Origin of the sequence: Geomicrobium sp. JSM 1781026 (genome assembly GCF_041949955.1) — a bacterium.
Classification (GTDB): Bacteria; Bacillota; Bacilli; order Bacillales; family Marinococcaceae; genus Geomicrobium_A.
In genome coordinates this window covers 238,065-263,384 of record NZ_JBHFQF010000005.1, presented here as the reverse complement: position 1 = coordinate 263,384, position 25,320 = coordinate 238,065, and the positions used below count along the sequence as shown (strand labels likewise).

At 43.1% G+C, this 25,320-nt stretch carries 22 protein-coding genes; all 22 read right to left on the bottom strand.

Going from position 1 to position 25,320, the window contains the following annotated elements; translation table 11 throughout:
- Positions 1 to 109: 109 nt before the first annotated feature.
- Positions 110 to 1,579, bottom strand: coding sequence for a protein adenylyltransferase SelO (locus ACE1TF_RS11035; protein ID WP_375016714.1), 1,470 nt, complete (start codon positions 1,577 to 1,579; stop codon positions 110 to 112).
- A 556-nt stretch (positions 1,580 to 2,135) separates the two neighbouring features.
- Entirely contained in the window at positions 2,136 to 2,723 is a 588-nt protein-coding gene (locus tag ACE1TF_RS11030) for a hypothetical protein (protein WP_375016712.1), read from the bottom strand.
- A gap of 111 nt (positions 2,724 to 2,834) precedes the next feature.
- Entirely contained in the window at positions 2,835 to 3,659 is an 825-nt protein-coding gene (locus ACE1TF_RS11025) for a MetQ/NlpA family ABC transporter substrate-binding protein (RefSeq protein WP_375016710.1), read from the bottom strand.
- Between the two features lie 14 nt (positions 3,660 to 3,673).
- Positions 3,674 to 4,336 carry a methionine ABC transporter permease gene (locus tag ACE1TF_RS11020; RefSeq protein ID WP_042427205.1) on the bottom strand — a complete coding sequence of 221 codons (663 nt, stop codon included), beginning with the start codon at positions 4,334 to 4,336 and terminating at the stop codon, positions 3,674 to 3,676.
- Positions 4,329 to 5,063, bottom strand: a complete 735-nt coding sequence (locus ACE1TF_RS11015; RefSeq protein ID WP_375016708.1) for a methionine ABC transporter ATP-binding protein — start codon at positions 5,061 to 5,063, stop codon at positions 4,329 to 4,331. The genes ACE1TF_RS11020 and ACE1TF_RS11015 overlap by 8 nt, the downstream gene beginning before the upstream one ends.
- A 1,601-nt stretch (positions 5,064 to 6,664) precedes the next feature.
- Complete coding sequence (locus ACE1TF_RS11010) at positions 6,665 to 7,909, bottom strand: M20 family metallo-hydrolase (RefSeq protein ID WP_375016706.1); 1,245 nt, start codon at positions 7,907 to 7,909, stop codon at positions 6,665 to 6,667.
- A 32-nt stretch (positions 7,910 to 7,941) separates the two neighbouring features.
- Positions 7,942 to 8,985, bottom strand: coding sequence for an acyltransferase family protein (locus ACE1TF_RS11005; RefSeq protein WP_375016704.1), 1,044 nt, complete (start codon positions 8,983 to 8,985; stop codon positions 7,942 to 7,944).
- A gap of 32 nt (positions 8,986 to 9,017) precedes the next feature.
- A complete protein-coding gene (locus ACE1TF_RS11000; RefSeq protein ID WP_375016702.1) occupies positions 9,018 to 10,496 on the bottom strand; it encodes a glucosamine inositolphosphorylceramide transferase family protein in 1,479 nt (492 codons plus the stop codon).
- The gene (locus ACE1TF_RS10995; protein ID WP_375016700.1) at positions 10,480 to 11,577 is read right to left on the bottom strand and encodes a glycosyltransferase family 4 protein; all 1,098 of its coding nucleotides are present in this window, start codon (positions 11,575 to 11,577) and stop codon (positions 10,480 to 10,482) included. The genes ACE1TF_RS11000 and ACE1TF_RS10995 overlap by 17 nt, the downstream gene beginning before the upstream one ends.
- A complete protein-coding gene (locus tag ACE1TF_RS10990) occupies positions 11,549 to 12,805 on the bottom strand; it encodes an O-antigen ligase family protein (protein ID WP_052363729.1) in 1,257 nt (418 codons plus the stop codon). Before ACE1TF_RS10990 ends, ACE1TF_RS10995 begins: the two co-directional genes overlap by 29 nt.
- Complete coding sequence (locus ACE1TF_RS10985) at positions 12,783 to 14,249, bottom strand: oligosaccharide flippase family protein (protein WP_375016698.1); 1,467 nt, start codon at positions 14,247 to 14,249, stop codon at positions 12,783 to 12,785. The genes ACE1TF_RS10990 and ACE1TF_RS10985 overlap by 23 nt, the downstream gene beginning before the upstream one ends.
- The gene (locus ACE1TF_RS10980) at positions 14,246 to 14,809 is read right to left on the bottom strand and encodes a P-loop NTPase family protein (protein ID WP_375016696.1); all 564 of its coding nucleotides are present in this window, start codon (positions 14,807 to 14,809) and stop codon (positions 14,246 to 14,248) included. Before ACE1TF_RS10980 ends, ACE1TF_RS10985 begins: the two co-directional genes overlap by 4 nt.
- Positions 14,778 to 15,515: a YveK family protein gene (locus tag ACE1TF_RS10975; RefSeq protein ID WP_375016901.1), complete on the bottom strand. Its 738-nt coding sequence runs from the start codon at positions 15,513 to 15,515 to the stop codon at positions 14,778 to 14,780. The genes ACE1TF_RS10980 and ACE1TF_RS10975 overlap by 32 nt, the downstream gene beginning before the upstream one ends.
- Before the next feature lie 18 nt (positions 15,516 to 15,533).
- Complete coding sequence (locus tag ACE1TF_RS10970; protein WP_042400121.1) at positions 15,534 to 16,460, bottom strand: NAD-dependent epimerase/dehydratase family protein; 927 nt, start codon at positions 16,458 to 16,460, stop codon at positions 15,534 to 15,536.
- Between the two features lie 61 nt (positions 16,461 to 16,521).
- On the bottom strand, positions 16,522 to 16,728 hold the full coding sequence (locus ACE1TF_RS10965) for a helix-turn-helix domain-containing protein (RefSeq protein ID WP_052398723.1): 207 nt from the start codon (positions 16,726 to 16,728) through the stop codon (positions 16,522 to 16,524).
- Positions 16,729 to 16,770: 42 nt separating this feature from the next.
- Positions 16,771 to 17,412 carry a sugar transferase gene (locus tag ACE1TF_RS10960; RefSeq protein ID WP_375016694.1) on the bottom strand — a complete coding sequence of 214 codons (642 nt, stop codon included), beginning with the start codon at positions 17,410 to 17,412 and terminating at the stop codon, positions 16,771 to 16,773.
- Between the two features lie 14 nt (positions 17,413 to 17,426).
- The gene (locus ACE1TF_RS10955; protein ID WP_375016692.1) at positions 17,427 to 18,194 is read right to left on the bottom strand and encodes a glycosyltransferase family 2 protein; all 768 of its coding nucleotides are present in this window, start codon (positions 18,192 to 18,194) and stop codon (positions 17,427 to 17,429) included.
- Between the two features lie 236 nt (positions 18,195 to 18,430).
- A complete protein-coding gene (locus ACE1TF_RS10950) occupies positions 18,431 to 20,380 on the bottom strand; it encodes a sensor histidine kinase (protein ID WP_375016690.1) in 1,950 nt (649 codons plus the stop codon).
- A gap of 30 nt (positions 20,381 to 20,410) precedes the next feature.
- A complete protein-coding gene (locus ACE1TF_RS10945; protein WP_375016688.1) occupies positions 20,411 to 21,010 on the bottom strand; it encodes a response regulator transcription factor in 600 nt (199 codons plus the stop codon).
- A 225-nt stretch (positions 21,011 to 21,235) separates the two neighbouring features.
- Positions 21,236 to 21,874 carry a hypothetical protein gene (locus tag ACE1TF_RS10940; protein ID WP_375016686.1) on the bottom strand — a complete coding sequence of 213 codons (639 nt, stop codon included), beginning with the start codon at positions 21,872 to 21,874 and terminating at the stop codon, positions 21,236 to 21,238.
- A 113-nt stretch (positions 21,875 to 21,987) separates the two neighbouring features.
- Positions 21,988 to 24,474 (bottom strand): PIG-L family deacetylase, encoded by a 2,487-nt coding sequence (locus tag ACE1TF_RS10935; RefSeq protein WP_375016684.1) that lies wholly within the window; start codon positions 24,472 to 24,474, stop codon positions 21,988 to 21,990.
- A 19-nt stretch (positions 24,475 to 24,493) separates the two neighbouring features.
- Positions 24,494 to 25,315 carry a carbohydrate ABC transporter permease gene (locus ACE1TF_RS10930; RefSeq protein WP_375016682.1) on the bottom strand — a complete coding sequence of 274 codons (822 nt, stop codon included), beginning with the start codon at positions 25,313 to 25,315 and terminating at the stop codon, positions 24,494 to 24,496.
- Positions 25,316 to 25,320: the final 5 nt, after the last annotated feature.

Here is a 25,320-nt window from a genome sequence, read left to right as displayed (position 1 = left end):
GGTAGCATAACATAAGAACACGTGTTTGGCTATATGTATATACGGTATGTGAAATTAACAGAATGTGAAACACGTGCCCCCTCTTTACTGGAGGAGGCCGTTTCACTACTTACGTTCCGCAATACGTTTGATACGGTGCTTTTGTATCCGCAGGAGGTGCACTATATTCATGTTGTTCTGTCGTGTAGGCAAACGGTGTTCGTAGCTGGGAGACGAGTTTTTCTGCAACGGAGAAATCATTGTGTGTAACCGCAGCTGCAATCGCTTCCTCAACTCGATGATTTCTTGGAATGATCGCCGGGTTGTGTGTTTTCATTCTCTCCTGTACTTGGTCTTTTGAGTCTCCTTGACGAGCGAGCCTCTCCTGCCACGACCGGTACCAATCATCAAACTCACTTAGCCCATACAACCCTGTCTCTTCAAGTCTTCCAAGCGTTAGATTACGAAATGTGTTCGTGAAATCTGTTGATCGTTTTTGCATGATTTCTAGCAGGTGACCGATGATTTGTCCGTCTTCTGGTTCCTCATCACGAAGACCGATCTTCCCTCTCATCCCTTTTAGCATGTGGGCATGATACGCATGTTGGAACTCATGGATGGCATCTGTCGCTAGCTCAACAGCTTCGTTTTCATCATCATGGAGGAGTGGCACGAGCGTCTCCGCAAATCGCGCTAAATTCCAATTGGCAATGTACGGTTGATTGCTATACCGGTATCTTCCCCCCGTATCAATGGAACTAAATGACGTTTCAGGATCATACACATCCATAAAAGCACAAGGACCATAATCAATCGTTTCCCCGCTGATCGTCATGTTGTCTGTATTCATGACCCCATGAATAAAACCAACCTGTTGCCACTTCGCAATCAGTGCCGCTTGGTTTTGAACGACGTGATCTAAAAGATACAAGTATTCGTTATTCTGGTCTTTCGCTTCAGGAACATGTCGTTCGATTGCATAATCAGCCAACTGTTGAAGAAGCTCGTTATCTTTTAACCCGCGCGCATATTCAAACGTGCCGACACGCAAATGGCTCGCTGCAATCCGCGTAAGTACGGCTCCTTGCAGCTCGGTTTCCCGGTACACAGGTTCACCCGTTGTGACGACAGCCAGACTTCTCGTTGTCGGTATACCGAGTCCGTGCATTGCCTCACTCATCATGTACTCACGAAGCATCGGACCCGTTGCTGCAAGGCCGTCTCCCCCTCGTGAATATGAAGTTCGTCCAGATCCTTTTAACTGCACATCCAAGCGTCTACCGTCTGGAGTCATCTGCTCCCCAATCAGCATCGCCCGGCCATCACCAAGCATTGTGAAATTCCCAAATTGATGCCCAGCATACGCTTGTGCAATGAGTGCAGCTCCGCTTGGCTGTTCACTCCCTGATAAAACACGGGCGCCTTCGTCACTATTAAGTTCATCAGCATCTAGCCCGAGCTCTTTTGCTAACGTTCGATTAAACAGCTGAATTTCCGGTTGGCTCACTTGACGTGTTCGTAAGTGTTCGAAGAACACACTTGGTAACGATGTGTACGTATTGTCGAAGTTCCAACCCCCAGCTACTCGAGTCTCCACCATGAGATTCTCCTTTCCATTCTTAACGTCATCCTAACATATCGGACCGTCGCCTTTGAAGAAGAGCCCGTCGATGGATACAGACGACTGTAAATATAAAGTGTTGATGTTTCGTTTCCACCGTCTTGCATAGACACGGAACCAGGTGACGTTCTATGCCTTCCTACAACATGACCTCTGAAACGTAAGTTAAGAAAGATCGGGGCTATACACAGTTGTTTGTATTCTTTATCGATATGGGTTGAATATACCGTCAACATTATTAATGTGAGTCTTCTTATTGATGATGAAATCCACGGAATATCTACTTCCAAAAACCATCTATTGGAAACAGATTCACTCATACGTGGCCACTTTCGCATCGCTTTGGTTCCAATCGATGGACATCTCGTTCCAAACAACCATTTATGAAAGTGGATCTAGCGCTTTAAGAAAAAAACCGTCTATTTCCAAAGCTTTGTTCACATTCTTGCTCACAAAAGCAACATCCATAGCCCGATATGATTTCTTGGTCCACTAACGAGCGAATGGCGCCCGCTCAGGCGCCATTCTGTTCTTTCTATGACTCAATAAAAGACGCTGTAAAGTCTACTGCATCATCTTCTGTTAATGAGTCTGTCAACACGTAGTGCAATACATAATCGTAGTCACCGACTTCAAATGAATGAACGACATACGGATCTCCACCTTCTTGTTCATTTTCTTCAATGAACACGGTTGTTCCGGCAATCTCCTCTTCAGAAACATCGTTACCTTCATCAGCAATTTCAGGACCGACTTCTACGCGTATATCTGGTGTCGTATCATACACACCGTATAAATACTGAACACCACCCGTCTCTTCTAACTCTTCAATTTCTTCATCACTATACGACTCTCCATCCACCGTCTCTGAATAGCCTGCTTCGACAACCCCTCTTCCTTCGGCAGAAGAAATGTAGGCAACGTCTAGCTGATCAGATTCTGGGAATGACACATTCATTTCCAGTATGTTCTGAATATGGCTGTTTGCATCAGCAACCGAATCATACATTTCTGGATTTTCGAGATCTACATCTGGTTCTAATTCTTCATCATCAGCGACTGGCGCGCAAGCCACGAGCAGTAAGCTACATCCAATTCCAGCAACCCTTACGTGTAACCGCATCTCCATCTCCACCATTCCAACAAGGTTTGTTCTTCTATACCCGCTTCTGGTGGTGGTTAACCGTTGAGCTCATCCACGATGGGCTCAACGGTTCATCGGATTTTTAATGATTTAAAATGCAGGAATCGCCGTTTCTGAGTAATTGTCTTCTAGAAACTGTCGTACTTCATCGCTCGTCATTGCTTCTTTTAGTTTTTGGATCGGTTCGGAATCCGCATTGTCTTCTCTAGCTACAAGCGTGATGGCAAATTCATTTTCTGTACCTTCTGTAATGAGGCCATCTGCTGCAGGAGTGAGACCTAGTGGCTCTGCATACGCAGGCGTCATAACGACGGCGTCCGCATCGTCGTACATTCTTGCGAGCATTAACAAATCAACTTCTTCAAAATTATAATCATTAGGATTTTCAGCAATGTGCGTTTGTGTATAGTATCGTTCATCTGTTTCTTCTAGTTCAATGACCCCGTGTTGCTCAAGCAACTGTAATGAGCGGTCAATGTTTGAAATATCATTGGCGATCGCAATTGTTGCCCCTTCAGGAATATCTTCCATCTGTTCATACTCATCGGCGTATACACCATAATTGGCAAAATAGATCGATTCAATTGGTGTGAGTTCACCATCGTTGTTAAGGTTGTATTCCTCCATAAACGGCACATGTTGGAAAAAGTTCGCATCCACTTCTTCATTATGAAGGGCATCGTTAGGCTGGACGTTATCGCCAAGCACGACGATATCAAGGTTTATCCCGTCCTCTTCAAGCTCGGACTGGGCTAATTCTAAAATCTCCGTCATCGGTGGAATGAGCGTTGCAACTTCTAATGTAATTTCCTCAACTTCTCCCTCTTGCGATTCGGTCGTTTCTTCTTCCTCAGCTGTCCCACATGCAGATAGAACAAGCACAAGTACGGAAAGTAAAGGTAGCAGCTTTCTCATGATGTTTTCTCTCCTTATCGTTTATCTATTTTTCTTGCTACGTATGTTCCTGTAAATTGAATGCTCTGTACAAGGATGACCATAATGACAATCATGTAAAGCATAAGATCGGTTTGGAATTGTTGATACCCATAGCGAATGGCAAAATCACCAACGCCCCCTCCACCAACGACACCCATAATTGTGGAGTAGGAGATAAAACTAATGGTAGACGTCGTTAAACCGAGTACCAGGCCAGAACGTGCTTCAACGAACAAAAAGCGGAATACGACTTCTTTTACAGAAGCGCCCATCGCCAATGCCGCATCAATGACCCCTTTAGGAATATCTAATAAAGATTGTTCAACGAGCCTTGAGTAGTGAGCAAATGCGATGATTGAGAGCGGAACCGTTGCCGCTGCCGTCCCTATTGCTGTACCCATAATCAACCTAGTAAAAGGAATTAAAAAAACGACGAGTAATAAAAACGGAAACGACCGAATCACATTGACGATGAGATTAAGTGTAGAAAAAATCCAACGGTTTTCTAATAGTTGTCCTTTGCGACACAAATAAAGAAGTGTGCCAACAGGAAGCCCTACGAGTACCGCGGCCAAAATTGAAGCCCCTACCATAATAAACGTTTCCCCAATCGCCTGCCAGATCTCTCCTTGATACCGAAGAATAATTTCAGGCATCGTCTGTCAGCTCCTCTACGAAACGTTCAGGACTTCGGTCACTCGCTTGAATGCCTGTCTTGACGATCGGGATTGTTTTATAAATCGCCCCTTCGGACATGACAGAAACACGGTCACAAACGCTTTTTATGACATCCATCTCATGACTAACAATGACGACCGTCACCCCGAGAGTTTGGTTTATATTTTCTAAAACCCCGAGAATTTCTTTTGTCGTATGGGGATCTAACGACGATGTCGGTTCATCACAAAGCAACACATCTGGTTGATTTGCGAGTGCTCTTGCAATCGCCACCCGCTGTTTTTGTCCGCCGCTTAGTTGTGCAGGATACTTTTCTCGTTGCTCCGTTAGGCCAACAAAAGCGAGATATTCTTCTACTCTCGACCGCTCTGCCTCCTTTGAAACCCGAGCCAATTTTAAGGCAATGGCGACATTTTCATAAACGGATTTATTGGCGACGAGATTGAAATGCTGAAAAATCATACCAATCCCTTTTCGAGACGCGCGCAACTTCCGTTTTGACAGCTCGGTTAAATCTTCATCGTTGACAAAGACCTTACCCTCATCGGGAATTTCCAATTGATTCATAAGCCGCAGGACTGTAGATTTCCCCGCACCACTCGCTCCAATTATCCCGTATACTTCTCCTCGATCAATTGATACATTCACGCGGCTAACTGCTGTGAACGTTCCATAGCTTTTTGATACATTTTCTAATCGAATCACAAAAAATTCACTCCATCTACTCTAGGGTGAATGCAACTTTTCTATTATAGTATATGTTTTCTCTCATGTCATTTGTCTGATAGACCCGTCAGGAAATCTTACAGACACAACCCCTCATAATCATGTTCGACGCTCGTTTGCGTTTGAATTCATTCTAATAGGTAAGCGATATCATCAACAACAGAGCTCGTCTGAAAGTAAGGAGAACCGCTGGCTTCCCTCTGTTGATTGGTTCTATATAGGATGAACTTAACATTTTCCTAATTACCCAGTTTGTTGTTGCTTTCCACTTCAGGCGGATGCTTGCACTCCAGAGCATAAGGGCAACATCGGCGGCCAAAAGACAGCCACCGTGTTTTCTTTACACTCCAGAGCATAAGGGCAACATCGGCGGCCAAAAGACAGCCACCGTGTTTTCTTTACACTCCAGACTATAAGGGCAACATCGGTGGTCAAAAGACGCCCACCGTGTTTTCTTTACACTCCAGAGCATAAGTGCAACATCGGTGGCCAAAGTACGCCCACCGTGTTTTCTTTACCGCGGAGGACCGGCCGAGCCTCCTCGGTCTAACGACCTGCGGGGTCTCGTCTCGGCCCAACTTCTACAGGCGTCACCGCCTTTCGTTCCAAGCAACGGTACTGAATAGACGACGTCGCTGAACTGGGGTTGCTCAATATTGGCATTCAACTCGATCCGTACACTTTGGAGGCTAATAGCAGTAGATACTCATCTTTTCTACGTCTATTGAAACCGATGATGATCGATCTCAAAGTCGATGAACTTTAGGCTTTAACGGTTGGTCTACCATTCGTTTGTGAAGAAATTCTTTAGTTCAACTTATATACATGGAAATTCCCCCGTAAAAACGACTATGTGGGAATTTCCATGGTCATCTCAGTCTCTCCTTGCTCAAATCCCCACATAGAAAAGCGAAATCACCACATAAACACGTTAACGATGGGATTTAGTATCAATTAGTGAGGCTAAATCATTAAAATCCCCACATAAACTTACTGTGCACTGGTTGGTCATCCGGGGTAGTGGAATGAAAATCTTCCATACAACCATTTATGGTAAGATTTCCCTTAATTTACGAGGAGTATGATTGAAAATCCAACCATAGAAACTAGAAATCTTACCATAGCAAGAACAATGGTAAGATTTCAGCCTAATATGCTACTCAATCTGTGGAAATCTGCCCATAGAGCGTATCCTCCCAAATTGGAACTGCCTCAAAACTTCGACCACGTTCGTTTACGTTAACGAGAAAAAAATCTCATTGATCAATAATAAAAAGGCCGAGACGCTGTTTTTCAATGACCTCGAAATAAGACCGAACAAGCTCCACCAGTCCTCCGGTGCATAGGAAACACGGTGGGCCGTCCTTTGGCCACCGATGTTGCACTTGTAGTCTGGACTGCATAGGAAACACGGTGGGCGTCCTTGGACCACCGATGTCGCACTTTTACCCCGGACGAGATAGAAAGCACATCGGCAGCTGTTTGACCAACGATGTCCTTCTTATACTCTGGAGTTCACGCCCCCCTTGCTGTGGAGATATACAACAATTCTCTTCTCTTAATGGATCGCATGAAGCTACTTAACGATGACGTTCGTGATCCAGCGCTAAAACGGTCTTCAAAAACACGTTAGCCGCCTTTGCGATATCATCGATCCGGCTCTCTTCCAACGGACTATGACTGATGCCTTTTAAACTAGGCACAAACAACATCCCTGACGGGGTAAGAGTAGCCATATGAGCGGCATCATGTCCAGCCATACTCGTGACTTGTGCGGAATTTGTTTCTGATTGCGTAGCGACGTGTTCAATCACATCAATCATCTGCTCGTCCATGTAAACTTCTGCTTGGTCGAGCATGATCTTTTGATCGATGCGAACCCCTCTATCGTTCTCTACCTTCTTTGCTGCAACATGAAGCTTCGAAATAATATTTTGCCGTTCGATGGCATGTTGACCGCGAACTTCCACAACAAGGCGAACGTCTCCAGGCACGATGTTTGCCGCGTTCGGTGTGACGTTAAATACACCCACTGTTGCAACGACTTCTTCGTTAGATTGAGCTTTGCATACCTTTTCCAGTTCGAGTACGAGTGTGGATGCGGCAACTAACGCATCTTTACGGTCTTTCATTAAAGTCGTACCTGCATGGTTGGCCTCTCCTTGCACGTGAAACACTTCCCGGTAAATGCCTGCAATACCTGTTACAATTCCTAGCGGTACATCTTGGTCAAGAAGGCGGCGCCCTTGTTCGATGTGCAACTCTAAAAAATGTGCCAATTCTTTTGAAGAGCGCTTCGTATTATTGAATAGCTCATAGCTGCCTCCGGCTCTCTCAAGTACTTCTGTAAGCACATTTCCCGAAGAATCAACCACACCGTCAATGTCTTGTTGCGTTAGCTTTCCTGAGACAGACCGACTTCCAAACGTTGATAAACCGAATGGATTAGCTTCTTCTCCACTAAAAGAGACGAGTTCAAGCGGGTGATCCGTTTGAATCCCTTGCTCCTCTAGCGTTGCCATCACTTCTAACCCGACAAGCACACCAAGTGCACCATCATACTTCCCGCCGCCTGGAACGGTATCAATATGAGAGCCGAACACAATTGCCTGCGCATCTTCTGTCCGACCCGGTCTTCTTCCCCATATGTTCGCCGCTGGATCAATTTGTACGGCTAAAGATTGATTTTTCATTTGCTGAACAAGCCATTCTCTCGCCTTCACTTCTTCATCGGTAAACGTCGTTCTCGTGATTCCTTCTCCCCGAACAGCGCCAAACTGTCCTAGCTCTTCGATCCAACGAGCCAATCGGTTCCGATTCATCATCCTATTCACTCCAGTACTCAAGGTCTATCATTTTACTTTAACATAGGCTGTTCAATACGAGCGTTCGCAGTTTTGTGTGTACGTAACTGATCGGACTTATAATAATGAAACACTTTCCTTTCAACGAAAAGCCAAGACAATAGAGCAAACAGACATGCAAAAGGAAGGGAGATTATAAAGTTCTGACCCGCGGAAATCTCGGGAAGAAAATGTTGCACGCTTTGTTGAACTGGATAGCCAAATAGAAAGACTCCGTATGAACAGTTGCCAAGTAAACGAGACCATGGGACGGTAAGCTTCCTCACGTAGATCGCGTACAACGTCAAGTATGAGCCAAAGAAAATGAACAGTTCATGAAACCATGGATGATTCCAAAACACGAGCAAAACAAGAACTGAACCAAACGCGAACGTATGTCGAATCGGGATGTTCTCTTTGTACACAAAACATAACATCCCGAGTAAAAATACGCGGTACAAAGAAATGTACGTCTCCCCTACGGGTAAAGACAAATAATGCAAAATGTAGGTGAAGACAAGCAACATGATGAGGGCACGCGGCTTCGTCAATTGAAGCAATGACAAAATGACAATGGATGCATAATAGACGAGTTCAAGTTGCAACGTCCACAACGATCCATTTACTACGTTAGGATATGGATTGTTCGTAAATACCCCAGGCAACTCTTGTTGCAAAAAAACGATGGTAACTCCTAACAGATACTCCCAAGTTTTTGTGTCCGTCATGTAGCTCATGATCGATTTATCTGTCACAATCGGTCCGATGAAGAACAGAGTGACGAACATGAGCACGACCATCCCCGGAAATAGTCGTACACACCTGGCCCGAACAAAATCTTTTACATTCCCCCACCGTTCAAAACTCCCATAGACGAAAAAACCACTAATAAAGAAAAACAGAATCACGCGTAACAACTCATGAGAATGCTCGCCACCCGCGATATGAAAAGCATGGAAATACATCACAAACGCGGCAATGATAAACCGAACCAAATCCAAGTTGTTTTCTCTACCCATACTAGACATCCGCTCTGCCAGTGCGTGATTCAGCCTCATCATTTCTGTTTCCTTTCTTTAAATAATGGTCGTTAAACCCGCAATCGCTTTAGCCGCCTTTTCCTCCATTTATGAAAAGGCGTTGCCCAATGGTAAAATTGTCGTTTTCCATCAATGAGTGTATATTCCCCGACCTTGGAAAGGGTGTGATACCCATCTGGATACGCACTTGCCTTATCTGGTTCAATTGCTCTCACGACTACTTCTTCATAAAATAAAGGAGTGAGCTCGATGATTTCATTCAGCACAATTTGGCCTCCGTATGTGGTGGAGCAGTCTTGAGCAGGTCGATACCATTTGCCGTCACTATGAAACGGAGTGCCTGCTCCCCGACTCGAGCAAACGTCCACTTTAACAGGATTCAGCGGATGCTCTCTCCATTCTCCATGCAAATCGTCTGCATAAAACAGATGTAAAGAATCATTATGTTCTTCTGTCCCTTGACGAGCGACGGTGCAAAACAACCACCAACGGTCGTCACATTGAAAGACCGTTGAATCAACAGCTGGAATTCCTTGAAGCAATGTCCTCTCTTGCTGCCATTGCATGTTTTGCGGCTCGTATCGATATAAATTCACCTCTTCATTTTCTGCTGACTCAGGGATACAATAATGCACCCCATCATACTGGAAGAGATAAGGGTACGATAAATGATGCGGGCGAACGAGTTTCCTTTCAGGAGATTGGACAAACTTCTTTTCTTTTATTGAATATGCGCACGTGGAGATAAACCCATTAGGCTCAGCGATCCTCATTTCTTCTAGCAAAATGTTCACATGCCCTCCATCAATCCAGCCAAATGGATCGGCATAATAACTATTCTTCTTACGAGCGAGCCACGTAATATGAAAGTCTTTCGCTTGAATCATGTGCGCGATTGGACGCTCAATAATGCCTACATTCCAATATTCATCACGGAACATCCGATCAAAAAACACTTTTACTTTTCGAGCGCCTACCTTTACGTCCATGAGCCGTTTCTGAAAAAATGTTGGGGTTTCAAAGACTCGCTTTGCGAAAACTTCCAGCGACTTTCTACGTTCCAAACCGTGCTCTACTAACCGTTTTTGCAAATACAGTGCCGGCCAAGCTGCAACCGTTTGAAGAATTCGCCTACGGTTTTGTGCAATAGAATGTTGGATCGTACGAAATTGTCCATCTTGTACGAGTTGATGATCTTGCCATAACGACACGTGAACGGTTGGCTCTTTTCGATATACCTCCCACCAGCCTAGCGTATCGATTGACGCGGGGGTTGCTCCCCATGTGAACGACCATACCCCTAATGGTGCTCCTCCCCAATCTCCCTCAAGTTCGTTCGTTAGTAGCAAAATAAAATCAAATCGATACGCGTGAATCGGTCGATTCAACAAACTTTTATTCCAAATGTGCATTGTCGCTTCAGCTCCGACACGCTCCAATTGTTGAATGCATTGTTTTTCCCACTCTGTAAAGTGAGGTTGTGCTGTGACGACGGCAAAACGAACGACTCGTCTATCGCCTCGACTCATAATTTTTGCCTAGCCCTTCATAAGTATCGACCGTATGCTTTGCATTCTCGATTGCTCGTTCATATTGCTCGTGTGTATGTTCAACCATCTTTTCTACAGTGAAATTCTTTTCGATGAATTTTCGTGCGTGCTCAGCTTGTAACAACCGCATCGTATCGTTATTTCTAAGAGAGAGAATGCGACTTTTAAACACGTTCACATCGTGTGATTCCATTAAATGACCGGTCTTCCCATCAATAATCATCTCTTCAATTCCTCCACGATTTATCGCAACGACATTGGTTCCTGTCGCCATCGCTTCAAGAATCGCCATTGGAAATACTTCACGGTGAGAGGGAACGACGAGCACATCCATAGTTGAGAGGAACTTTGCCGGTTGCTCAACATTTCCTAGACATGTGATGAGTGGTTCAAGACCATGTTCCTGAATGTTGCGATTAATCTCTTCTTTCAACGGCCCGTCACCTGCAATATAAAAATGAATATTCTTCTCGTTACGCATCGCTTTCACTAACTCGAGAAAGAACGCATGGTTTTTTTCTTTAGACAACCGAGCTAGAATACCAATTCGAAAAGGAGTACTCATCATTTTTCGCTCCTTTATTGAAAATTTATCTAGATTAACCCCGTTATAAACGATTGAAATCTTTCCAGGTTTAACACCCATCCTCATCAACTTCTTCTGTTCTAACGCACATAAAACGAGCACCCGTCTCGTAGAACGATTTAACAGCCATGCGTAAAGCCTTGGCATCTTCTTTTCAATCATCGTTTCGTTATGTTTCGTATAAACAACAGGGCACCTTAATAGAAAGCAGTATACGAGCATTCGCAAACTATTGGCATGTACGAGGTTTATATTTTGTTTGCACAGTTTGTATAATCGGAAGAGGTTGATCATTGGCAAACGGGATAAAGGGGTGAACGACACTTCATGACGAAGTTTTTCAATCATAGGCCCAGGACGAGCTGCGAAATGTACTTGAACGCTTCTGTCTGTTAGTCGATTGGCAAGCACCACACCGTACGTTTCTGCACCACCAATCCGAAGTTCATCGGTTAAAAACAAGACCCGTTTCAATGGATGCACCTCTTTCTATAGACGTTGGTTTTCTGAAACGTTCCAAGTAAATCGCTACAATCGCAAGATACAAGAAGAACATGTCATTTATGATGATGGATAGTGAAATGGTTTGTAAGATAAAGCCGAATAGCGCAAAGGCAAGGTACGGTTTTATTTGATAAAGGCGTGATTGATAAAGTTGATAGATAATAATGAAAAGAAACGATACGTATACGACTAACCCGATTAAGCCTGCGTCCGCTGCAATATCTAAAAACGTATTATGAACAGACAGTGTATCCCCATAATGGAAATCATTGTAAGATGAGAAATTGTACGGGCCTAGACCTAACCAATGATTCATCGTAATAAACTCTACTGCCCTCTCCCATAACATGAAGCGATTACTGCCCCCATCACTAGTGAAATCTACCATTCTCGCATAAAGGATTTCATACAGGTTGATGCTAAGATAAGAGATTGAAATCCAATGTAAAGCGATCGCTCCTAAAAGAAGTGACAACACCATTTTTATTTTCTTTAGACTCTTGTGGGTTACGACAAACACGAGCAATAGTATGACTAGCGCAAGTAATCCTCCCCTTGAAAATGTTAGGACAGACGTGAATACGCATAGTAGCAACGCGATCTTTCCTTTTCTCGTTTGCCACATCGTCATATAAAGAGCAAAAAACAATGTGTTATAAAATACATAAAAATTCGGATCATCGACGACCCCAATCAATCGCGGATATCCACGATCCATCATCACCCCATAAGAGACGAGCCGGTCCATCGGCACGTCCGTTCCGATAACGAGTAAGCCAACGATGTACAATCCGAGACTGATTCCATTAAACAAAAGACCGACGACAAAGAGTGACCACTCAAGTTTTGGTATTGTAGTACTCGTAAGAATCGCTCTCATGAGGAAATAACAGACCAAATACAACCCGATGCCAAATATAATTCGTAAACTAGAAGAGGCATATAAAGCAAAGATTCCAGAAAAACAATAAATAAAATAAAAACCGAGCATGGCCACTTCAAATGGTTGTAGTTTCACAAATACCATTCTAAACAGATAGAAAACGGTGAACATAAACAAGAAGATCATGTATGGTTTTAGTGAGAAACCTATATCAATACCTAAACCTGCAAAAGAAACGAGTAAAATGATCATAAACGCCGGAAGTGTTGGACCACTCGGGTCTACATACTTGTCATCCCTTATGCTTAACGTCACTCGCACCCCTCATTTCTTTCCTACGCAGTCCATTCGTACCGACGATCGTCAGCATTAACTCTCGCAAATCCCGATCCCAAAATACAACCATGCCGATGATTGTCACGGTAATTGCTGCCCCTACACCTCCCGGAAACGAAAGTTGGTGGACGACAACGACTGTGGCTACAAATATGACGACAAAAGGAAGCACAACTTTCTTCGCAATAAACAGACCATTCGCCCGGTACATCCATAAAAAGCCGATGAGACAGATGACCTCAATTGAAACGCCAGCCACCGCAGCACCAATAACCCCGTATCGTTGACTCAAGAAGTAATAAAGGAATACCCCGATGCTAACCGCAATGAATTGCGTGCACGTCCTTGCCGTTTGATGTCCCGATGATGTTAGACCATCTGCTATCGCGATATTCAATGCTTGAAATACGAGCATAAAGGAAAGCACGAGAAGTGCTGGTGCAGCAGCTCCCCACTCATTTCCGAATACGTTTACGAGGATCGGTTCTGAAAAATATACGAATGGAACAGCCATCAGCATGCCGATCACTCCCATTAGCTTCGTCTCAACCACATTTAACTGCAAATGCCGCTTATCTTTATTGTTGGCAAATTCCTTGAATAGTGCTGGATAATAAGCACCCGCGACGATAAATGGCACTTGTTGCAACGCTTGAGGAATTCGGTAAGCAATGGCGAAAAGGCCGACTTCTACCAACGTAATCGAACGTTCCAACACTAACGGGCCGAGATGAGGAAGAATGACAAACAACAATCCTCCTGCTGCAAACATCCATAATTGATGAAGCAATCCTTTATGAAATGGAACATACCGCCATTTCAGCCGCGCATGCTTAAGGAAAAGAATCATGCCGAACATACCCGCGATTACATATGCACACCCGTAAAGGAGTGCCATCACTAGTGGCGGAAAAGATAGTCCCACCCCAACGATCATAAAGAAGACGAGCAGGGATGCCGAAATCATTTTAATGTAGCTTATATACTGCATTTTTTCATAAAGTTGAAAGTACGTTGATGCTATACTTTGTGCTGTCACACCAATAATCATTGGCAACAACAAATAATAAGAAGTTAGGACAATCTCTTGCTCGCTGTAGTACATAAAATGAATAAACAGAAAACCGGCGACGACGGAAATGAGCAGGAATAGCAAACGGAGCTTCACGAACGATACGAATAGCTTCGCATGTTCATTTTGTTTTTTTGCACCTTCTCTTAATACGATATCGCTCAAACCAACGTCAGTGAAAAAACCCGCAATCATGGCAACGGCAAGTACGACACTGAATACGCCGTAATCGTGCGCTTGAAGGTACGATGCCAGCACGACGAGGGCAAGCGCATTTAATAGTGCAGCCGTCGTCGTTCCGTAAAGCAAATGCCAAATATTGATGAGGATACGATTTCTAGTGATGCTCATTGTTCGTAAATCACACCGAGAATCTTTTTATTTCTTCGTTCAATGTGTTGCTTCGCTTCACTTAACTTTCGTTTTCTCGTTTTCATATGTTTGGCATAAAGAATAACTTCATCGCTCTGGTCAAGCATCGTTTGTGCCCATTCATTTTGAAAGGGGCCATACGCATCAATAAAGATATATGCATAGAATTCTTTCCATTCTTTTACTAACGATTCGAATGAATGAAGCCCGTGTGCACTCGTTTTCATTTGCAAACGGTCCACACCTCTGTGTAACGTCCGATGAATCTGATGTGATTTTTCCGACATCACGTTCGAGCTTTTCGGCAAATAGCGATCCACAAAACTCGTCTTTGCGTAAACGTTGTAATAGAGCACCTTTGTTTTATTTTTTGCAAGTGTTTTTGCGAGTGTCATCCCTACAAGCGCCTGCTTTTTACTCGATGTAGGACTCGTAAAATAGATGATTTTTGGGTTATTGATCGTTAAGGCTTGGATGTTTTGATAGATCGCGTTCATTTGCCAATCTCTAATCCACCGTTTCTGACGTCGTTTTGCCACGCACATTCACCTCACTTTTTGCTGCGTAATGCTGGAATTCTTGTTTTGATTTCCCCTTTTTGACGCTCACTTCCCCTAACAAAAGTACTTGAAGTTCACGCTCTAGCTCTTCAGGATGCTGTATAACGCCAACGTATTGATGGCGTAGAAACGTAGTACTAACGCCGAAGAATAGACTAACAATGAAGGCGATTGCGATGTTCATTACTGGATTATCTACCCTTCGAGCATCTACTACCTCAGATGCATTGTTCATAACTTGTAGTTCATTCACCCCAAGTGATTGCTCCATAAATGAAACCGTTGAATCTGCCATCGAACGTGCAATGTTCTTTGCTTCTTCTTGATGATGATAATGAACAACGATATTAATGAGTTGAGAGCGTTCATTATGTTGAATCGCAATCTGCTCATCGAGCTGTTGATATGGAATCGCTAATGTTTCAGATACTTCTGTTTTCACCATCGGGCTTCTTAAGAAGTCCATTGTCGAAGCTAAAAGCATATTATTTTGTTCGGTTTGCGCGTATTCCGTCCCTCTCTCCAAATCGCCTACAAGGATCGCTTCACTTGCCTCGTATGTTGGATCAATAACATAGATCACAACAACGGTTGTAGCGGAGAAAAACAACAGAATTGAAGAAAACAGAAATTTCCACCGTTTTCTGAGCATCAGAAGAATTTCATATATATCCATCCGTTGCATCACTCAACCCGCTCCTTTCTATACAAAATTGATGGAGCGATGCATGGCTTCACTATGCATAATCGTCTCTTTTAAACCTTCTTCAATGGCGTACATCGGTTGCCAACCTAAACGCTCGTACGCTCGATCTGAATTTAATGAGCTGCGAAGTATATCTCCCTGACGTGCTTCTTTGAATACGGGGATCATACTCGAACAGCCAAAATGACGAATCGTTTCCATGAGAGAAAGAATGGACAGTTCTCTTCCACTTCCAATGTTCATCGTTACGTTGTTTCCATTTGTTAGTGCTTCCACATTGGCACGCGCCACATCTTTGACGAAAACAAAGTCGCGTGTTTGTGATCCATCTCCGTAAATGTGCAAAGCTTCCCCGGTTTTCAGCTTATGAATAAACTGTGCCACCACACCTGCTTCTCCGTGTATCGATTGACCAGGGCCATATACGTTTGCGTATCTGAAAATCGTATAGTTTAACCCGTATTGTTCAGCGAAAAAGCGAATATACGCTTCTGCTTGTAGTTTAGACAACCCATAAAACGATTGCGGATTTGTTGGGTCTGTCTCTTGAACTAAGACGCTATTTCCGCTACCGTAAACAGCTGCAGAAGAAGCAAATATCACTTTCTTCACACCGTAAGTGACACACATTTTTAACACGTTAATCGTTGCTAATATGTTTTGCTTTCCATCGACTAAAGGCTGCTGCATTGATTTTGAGACCGATACTTGTGCAGCGTGATGGATGACGACATCAGGTTGTTCTTCCTTAAATATCATGTGAAGATTTGAACACACATTTTTACGATAGACACGAACTTGTTTATTCTTTGGTTCTGTTAAAATCGCATAGTCGACAATGACGACTTCATGATGATTCTCGACGAGTTGCTCAACGATATGAGAACCGATAAAACCAGCACCACCAGTTATGAGTACTTTCATAGTTTGCCTCCATTAGTTCGTTCAAATTTCGTTCGTTATTAAGAACAGACAACGATGAAAATTACTCTTGCTCTTGAATAAAGTGTTCGGGGCGAATATCGAGTGCTTTCGACAATTTCACCAAACAATCTACGGACGGATTCGTCTGAATGTTTCGTTCAATTGAGCTGATATAGGACTTTGCAATGCCTGACCGTTCGGACAACATCGTAATCGACATTCCCTTCTGTTCTCGTACACGCTTAATACGTTCCCCTACATATTCCATTTCGTCACATCCTGAATCGTCTTTATTCTCCATAGCCATTAATTAATATGAACTTTTTCCTGACACCACAACGAGGACGGTTTTAAGAATGATTCGGACATCCATTCCGAACGTTTGCTTGTCCACGTAAAGATTATCGAATTGAATTTTTTCCCCGTGGGAGATTGAACTTCGCCCATTCACTTGTGCAAAACCAGTAATTCCTGGTTTTACTCGCAGTCTTCTCCGTTGATTTTCGTTGTAAAATTTCGTGATTTCGGGAACTTCAGGTCTTGGGCCGACGATACTCATTTGCCCGAACAAAACATGAACAAATTGCGGGAGCTCATCCAAACTATACTTGCGAAGAATTCGCCCAACCGGTGTGACCCTGTCTGCCGAAGCGCTTTTAAAAACAAAGTCTTCCGGCACATGACCATTCCATGTATACCTCGGTTTGTTAAGATGATGACGGTTTGTCATCGAGCGAAACTTCCACATTGTATATTCTTGTTCATATTGACCGACACGCTTTTGTCTGAAAAAAATCGGCTTACCGTCCAGAAGCAATATGAGTAAGGCGATCATGACGAGCAATGGGGAGATGGCGAGTAGAATGATAGAACTTAATGCCACATCCATCACTCGTTTTATGAAGCGCTCTATGACTAACTTGTTTCGTCGAGTGTTTTTGATGACGGCCATTGCTTGCTCTCCTTTTAGAAATAGTGAATGTTTAACTTTCGGTACTTTTTTAACGACTTCATTAGATGGCTCATTGTATAAAACAGAGCTGCCGGTTGCCAAATTCCGATATGTCGATACACACGATACGTCATTTGTATCGATCGAACTTTTCTTCCTGATTTTGAATGTCTTGAAATCCTATAAATCAGCAGAGGTTCGTTCACACTGTACGCGACAATTCCCGTGCGTAATATCGTTAACCAAGCAAGGTAGTCTTCGGACAGATCATCACGTTCTAATTGAAGTTTTTCGAAGAATTTACGCTTGATCATGACTGAAGAACAAGAGATGACGTTTTGCTTAAGTAAATTCTGATATCGCACTTCTTTAGGCACCTGAAAAACGGTCGAATACATGTTACTTTTCTCATCCATGTATGTTGCACCTGTAAAAATGAACTCTGCGCCTTTTTGCTCAACAAGTCTCATCTGCGAAGCTAATTTTTCGTGATGCCATGCGTCATCACTATCCAAAAAGGCAATCCATTCCCCCTCAGCACAGCTAATCGCCAAATTTCTTGAGAACGATACACCTCTGTTTTGCTCGTTATGACAAATGCGGATTCGTTCATCTTGGGCAGCCATACCTTCTACGATTAAAGCTGTTTGATCGGTAGAGGCATCGTTCACAATAATGATTTCTAGATGTTGATAGGTTTGGGCGAGCACGGATTCAACTGCCTGCTCAATGTACGTTTCTGCATTATACGCGGGCATCACAACACTAATTAAAGGGGGCAACTCTACCACCTGCCATTCATTTTCTTCAAGAGATATTGCCCATTATATGCACGGGACTTTATTGTATTCTTATCGATTATATGAACACCTCCTCGTACATCACCGCTAGTTCCCTCTTGCTTATCCTTCACTGTACGGTGTTCCCATAACAAAAACTACTAACGAAAGTTAGTAGTTTTTTAGAAAAATTCATTCTATTATTTTTATACGTTTGTCGAAAATTATAGCTCATTTTTTTAGTACTCATACGGTAATCGGAATGTAAAAACACTACCTTGTCCGACTTGACTTTCAACGAGCAATTGCCCGTTATGTTGATCAATAATCTGTTTGCAAATGCTCAGTCCAATACCAAAACCCTCTGATTCTAACGTTCCATTATCGGCTTGATAAAAGCGTTCAAACACAAACGGTAGCTCTTTGTTTGGAATGCCCTCTCCTTCATCACAAATGGACACGATGAGCGTTCCATGTAACGAGTCTACACTTACCTCTACGTTAATCGTAGAACCTGGTGATGAGAATTTCATCGCATTTGTAATCAGGTTCGTGAACACCTGTTCAATCCGGCTAGCATCAGCGATACAATACGCCTGTTCAACGTGATGAAAGAATTGCAGTTGGATCTGCTTTTCTAGCATTTCATCCTCATAACTAATGACGAGTCGTTTCATGAGTGAAATCATTTCCATCTTTTCAAACTGCATAGAAAGCATGCCGTTCTCTAACCCACTAATATCATGCAAGTCATCTAACAATCTTTCCAAAAGCAAGGTCTTATCGTAAACAATGGAAATGTAACGATCACTTTCACGTGAAAAAATACCATCTTTTATTCCTTTCACATACCCTCTTATAGAGGTTAGAGGCCCTCCAAGTTCATGGGTCACATTTTCTACTAGCCGTTTTCGCATGTTCTCAAGTTGTGACAGCTCTTCATTCACGCGTAGTAATTCATTCTGCTTATAATCAAGTTCTTGCGTACGTTCTTGCACTTTCTTCTCCATGGAGACATTTAGAGTAGAAAGCTCAGCTGTCAGCTCTTCAATTTTCGTATACGAACGATGCGTTGCGTGTACGAAATTAATAATTTGCATACTAATGTGAAACAAAACGCCTAGAGAAACAATGCTTCCTATAAAAAAGCGATCTTCATAAGTAACCATTTCATAGATCATTGCCGCATAAAGCATCGCAAAACCTATGGAATTGTACACCGCATTCGGATGTTTTCCCCTAAGAGCACGTAGCAACACAACGAAAGAATAAACAATAAGAAATAATGATGTTACGAGTAATAGATAGTGAAAGTATTGAAATAATTGATACGGACTCATGATAATGAAGAATGCGCACAAGAAGAGCGTGACAATCGCTAACCGGTCTATTAAAACGTTCGTATATTTGGCAAAATCTGAAATGATGTATTGCAATAACCATACATGAGCGAGAATACATAAGCCGTACACAAAGCGATATTCAATGTGCCATGCAAACATATGGAACCAATCCATCTGAAAAATCGCTAAAAACCCCACAATTACGCAAAAAATCGCATAATACATCGCTTGTTTCAACTTCGGAAGAAAAGCAAAAAAAATGAGGTACGAGACCCCTATAATGAGCAATGCACTTAACGGAACGTAAGAGAGGATCAATTGCTGAAGATAATAGGTCGTAATCTCTTCATTATTGCCAAAGCGAATCGTATGAATGAGTCCACCACTGTCGTCCAAATAACCAGAAATGTTAATGACAATTTCTACGGATGGGCCTTGGGCTTCAAACGGAATCATTCTTTGCGTGTCTCGTTTATCTACTGGGTACGGAGCGACGAGCGTTTCATTAACCCAAATTTGATAGTGACCGATCCGGTCAGGAAGCACGATCGCAAACAGTCGTTCTGATTCATGTACGTCTAACACTTTTCGGTACGACAGTGGTGCTCCAATGAGAGACGGGTCAGAAATGCTTAAACGATGTGGTACAGAGACATTCTTAATGAACGTATCATCGCTCACATCACTAGGGTGGAGTTCACCTAGGTGTAGCTCCCAATCCCCACTTAATACAAGCAGGTCAGACCCATTATAAGTAGCATCATCGCTGTGCGCCTCTTCAGCATTTAACGTGTACGGAAATAACATAAAGAACAAACATATAAGACAAGCACTCCTCCATTTCATATGCTTATTCCCCTTGCTCTATATCAATCCTCATGACACAATGCCGATTTCTCGTGCTTTCGTAATGGCCTGGGTGCGACTACGAACATCCAGTTTTTTGTAAATGACGTTGTTATACCCTTTTACCGTCCCTTCTGAAATGTACAATCGTTCAGCAATCTCTTTATTTGTATACCCCCGGTTTAACAACATTAACGTTTCAATTTCTCGATTAGTCAGTGATTCAATGAATGTATGTTCAATAGGAGTCGTCGTGCTCAACAGCTGTTGCCTTCGTATACCTGCATTCACTCTAGCAACGAGAATCTCCGGCTCAAATGGCTTCGTCACATAATCATCTCCACCTAATTCAAGTCCTGTAATCACTTCATCCCTTTCACGACGAGCGGTCAAAAAGATAATAGGGACCGATGAAGTCGCGCGAATTTGCTTACAAATACTAAACCCATCCATATCAGGAAGCATAATATCTAATACGAGTAAGTCCGGATTAAAAAGCTCTACCTTGTCGAATCCATGAAACGCATCATGAGCCACTTGCACTGTATAACCTGCTTGTTTCAAATATTCGGAAATAAGAAACGCAACATCGACATCATCTTCAATTATGAGAACACGACCTCGAATCATCGGTTCATCCCTTCTCTCATCGTTAGTTATCGACAATCGTACTAGTTCAATTATTATATACGTTTTATGAAAGTTTTGGAATATCACTTAAAAATTCCATATTATTACAATTGTAACACGCAATCTGTGAGAAAACTTACTTTATATACAGTCTATTGTCATTTTGTGTGAAAATCAAAAAAGACAGTATCCGTAGATACTGTAAAGGATGTCTGATCTATTCACTTATTTTCCTAGAACCTCACTCATTCGCTGGATGGCTTTTTCTTTTAATAGAAGATCGGTACGCCATCGTCTTGGGTGCGAGAAATTCATTCGATTGTCCTCTGAAACAACAAGCTGTTCGACTTGTTCTGCCCATTTCTTTACTTGTGCAATGCGTTCAACGAATACATGGTTTACAAAGCCCATCATAAGAAAGTCTAGCGAATGAGCATATTCATAAAACGTTGCAAAGTCATGAGTAACCGGATCTTCCAGAAGCGCTAGGTCCAGCCCTTGCTTCGTAATCAACGTTTTAAGACGTTCGTGTTGATGCTCCCCTTTATCGCCTTTACTCTGAACAGCATTTGAAAGATTATAGATGTAAACTTGACCATTCGGTGTACGCCCTGCGCGCTTGTACCCTTTTCGTATCACTTCGATCACACATTGCATCGTCATATCGGGAAAGTTCTCACCTTCGTAATGGTCATTCAATCCTTCTCCCGCCTGAAATAACTGCCATTCTTCCGTATTTTCGCATTTAAAAGAGCCTGGATTTGTCATTAGAACGATACCAATAACCGCTTTACCTTCCCCAAACTGTATACGGGTTTGTTTACGAATAAGAAGTACTTCACTATCGTCAATGATACGATACATTTTCGCTCGCACTCGTTAAGGATACATCCTCACGATACGGTCTCCATTCCTTATTATGCACCCTCAACCTTAAGAATTGTGCCCTTACGTAAGGGCACAATTTGATAAGAACATTATTCAGCATGAGGATAGCTTAAAAGGTTTACGAATAAACGATACCCTCCTGGCACTTGCGCTTGTAGTTGTCGGTACCACGAAAGACTCGTGTAGGCGTAAGTTCCATCTCCAAACTCCGCAACGAGCAGACCTCCGTCTAACGCTTCTTCCTCAGGATCTGCCATAGACATGAGCGGTGTAAAACGCTCATCCCATGATGATGGATAATAGAGCCCACGCTCTTGTACCCAACCATCAAAATCTGATGAGCCAATCTGATTTGGCTCAGAAAAAACAGGGTGATTCGGCTCTAATACATCAATACGAGCCGTTTGATCTGTGACACGCCACTCAATGGAAGGACTGCCTGGTTGCACCGAATAAGGAGCAAGTTGTGGGTCCCAATTATCATTGGGATTATGGTACTGCATGACCACATGTCCACCGTTTTCTACATATTGCAGCAAACGGTCATTGTTTGCTAACAAGTCATTACGACTTAGATATGCACGAATTCCAACGACAATCGTGTCGTATTCACTCAAGTCTCCAGACGTCAACATGGCCTCATCGATTGATTCAACGTTTAATCCCGCTTCCTTCAAACGTTCCGAAACGGTATCAAACCCACTTTCAATGTAACCAATGCGCAACGTTTCATCGACTTCTAAAGAGAAAGCTTCCACGTCCAACTGCCCCTCCTTTAACCAATACGATTGTTTGATATGATCGTAGTCAATGGGTTGAACGATGGTAGAATCATCTCCAGCATAAATCCGAACAGACTCTTGAGCATCAGTAAGGGATTCATGACCTGTTACCGTAAATGTGAATGTTTTCTTTTCACCAACTTCTTTGAACTGGATATTTTTTGCCGCTCGCTCTACCGTTAAGCCTTCTGTTGGCTCGAGGCGAATGGACGTTTCATAGCCATCTTCATAGTAATTGGTTGCCGTGACTTCAAGCTCAATTTCGTCGTTCCCGGTTTGTGTATTGAGTATCGTCGCTTCTGGTGACAATTCAAGGCCGACTTTCGGGAGGACAGCAACAGTCTCCTCTGTTGATACTTGATGCTCTACAACATTCCCCCTCAGCCGATAAGAAAGGTCACCAATGATTGCTGGCTCTCCATATGCATCAAAAAATTCAGCATCCTCACCGATTGCTACGGTAAACGTCGCTTTAGCTTTTTGATTCGCTTTGACATTCCTCGGTACGTCTTGGTCCGTCACTTGCCAACCATCTGGCAAGTGTAAATCAGCATTCAACTGCACTAACGGTCGAGGGTTTTCGTTATCAATGTCAATCGTCACTTCCACCTGACCGTCTCTTGTTACTTCATAAGCAGAACTCGTGACCGTCACTTCTACTTCACCGCTCTCGTCAATCACACGCTGGAGCTGCACTTCTTTCACATCCAGACGTTCGAGTAGATCTGTGTCCATGTTTTGACGATCGGCGATATGCTGTGCACTTCTTACTTCACGCAAAGATTGTACCGCTTCCGCGTAAACACCCTTACGATCTGGATATGTCGCGACGACCTCCTCCAGTGAGGTTTGAAGCCTTGCTAAACGATTTTCCCAAGAACGGTTGTCGAGCCTTTTGCCATACTCTCTTAAATCAAATGCTAATCCCGTGAAAATGTCTTCCTCATCATCTTCACTCACATGAGACCCTGCCAAATTCAACGATTGGAAGAAATCTTCAATTGGCAAATCGCGTCCCATGCCTTGACTTCGATGCAGATAACGCGAATCTTCACCAAGTTGTGGATACGTCTTTTCATAGATTGGATCATAGATACCGATATTAAAGTTTAACGTTTCGGTCTCGGTTGTGCCCGGCAAATAAAATTTTAACGGTTGCCACGGCAAAATCCCTTCATCAGCATGCTCAGGGAAGACTGATGGATCAGCGGCGTCCACAAATGCTCGTTCAGTAAGGACCGTCATCGTACGATGATGTCCGTGTTGACTTGGAACATCGAGAAATGATGTGAACAAGATATCTGGGCGTTCTTCACGAATGGTGCGAATGAGCCGCTCATAAACCCGCTCTTCTCCCCATTCATCTAACGTTTCATCAATAGATTTCGAAAAACCGAAGTCATAAATGTCATCATCCAATTGCTCACTTAGAATGCGTAAATCCAAATTTAACACCTCAGATGCTTCCTCTAATTCGAGGGAGCGGATGATGCCAAGTCCGTTGCCTAATTCTGTTCCAATTTCATTCTGCCCGCCTTCGCCACGATTGGCGATAACGCTGCTCGTTCGAACCCCATTTCCAAGTGACATGTACGAAAGCAATGCGCTTCGCTCATCGTCTGGATGAGCCCCTGTGTTCATAAAGCTTACTACGGTCTCTAGCGGTTGCAAGACTTTCCATAAATCAGGATCATGTGCTTGATCATGGCCATGTGTCACCTCCGGAATCGTTGTTGACGTTGCAAGAACTGCGGCAGTTACAACGGTCACTGCAAAAGAGAGCTTCTTCTTCATTTCATCTTCCTTTCCTATTTTATTTCATCCCAGTGAGGACAATGCCTTTAATGATGTGTCTTTGTAAAAGCAAGAATACAAGGATGAGTGGGATCGCGGTAATCGTTGCCCCAGCCATAATAAGCTCCCACCTTGATTCAAATTCACCGGATGCAAAGTAGGCAAGGCCTACTGGGAGAGTAAAGACTTCTTGGGATTGTGCGACAATTAACGGCCATAAAAATGCGTTCCAGTTGCTAAGAAAACTGAAAATAAACAGCGCGGATATCGCCGGCCACACTTGAGGTACGGCAACTTTAAAAAAGATGCCAAGTTCTCCCATCCCATCTACACGGGCCGCATGAAGGAGGTCATCAGGGATCGATTCAAGAAATTGTTTCATAAGAAATACACCAAACCCTGTCATTAGACCAGGAAATAATAACCCCCAATACGAATCTGTCCACCCGAGTTCTGCACTCATCAAATACCACGGGATAATTAACATCTCTGTTGGCACCATGAGCGTACTTAAAATCGCTACGAAGATGAGTGTTTTTCCGATAAACTTAAATTTCGCCAGAATATAACCTACGAGTGTATCAAAGAAACAAACACTAATCGTCGTAATAACAGCAATGACAATACTGTTAATCATCCAGCGACCAAACATTGTATCTGTAAAAATGCGTGTATAGTTTTCTAGTGTAGGGTTCTCAGGAATAATACTTAATGAATAAATGTCTGCCGGCGGCTTAAGTGACGTTGATACCATCCATATAAATGGGAAAAGGACGATGAGCGCTCCGGCAGTTAAAAGGAGATACGGCATGAATCTCCAAATCGGATGTTTCTTTTTCATGGCAC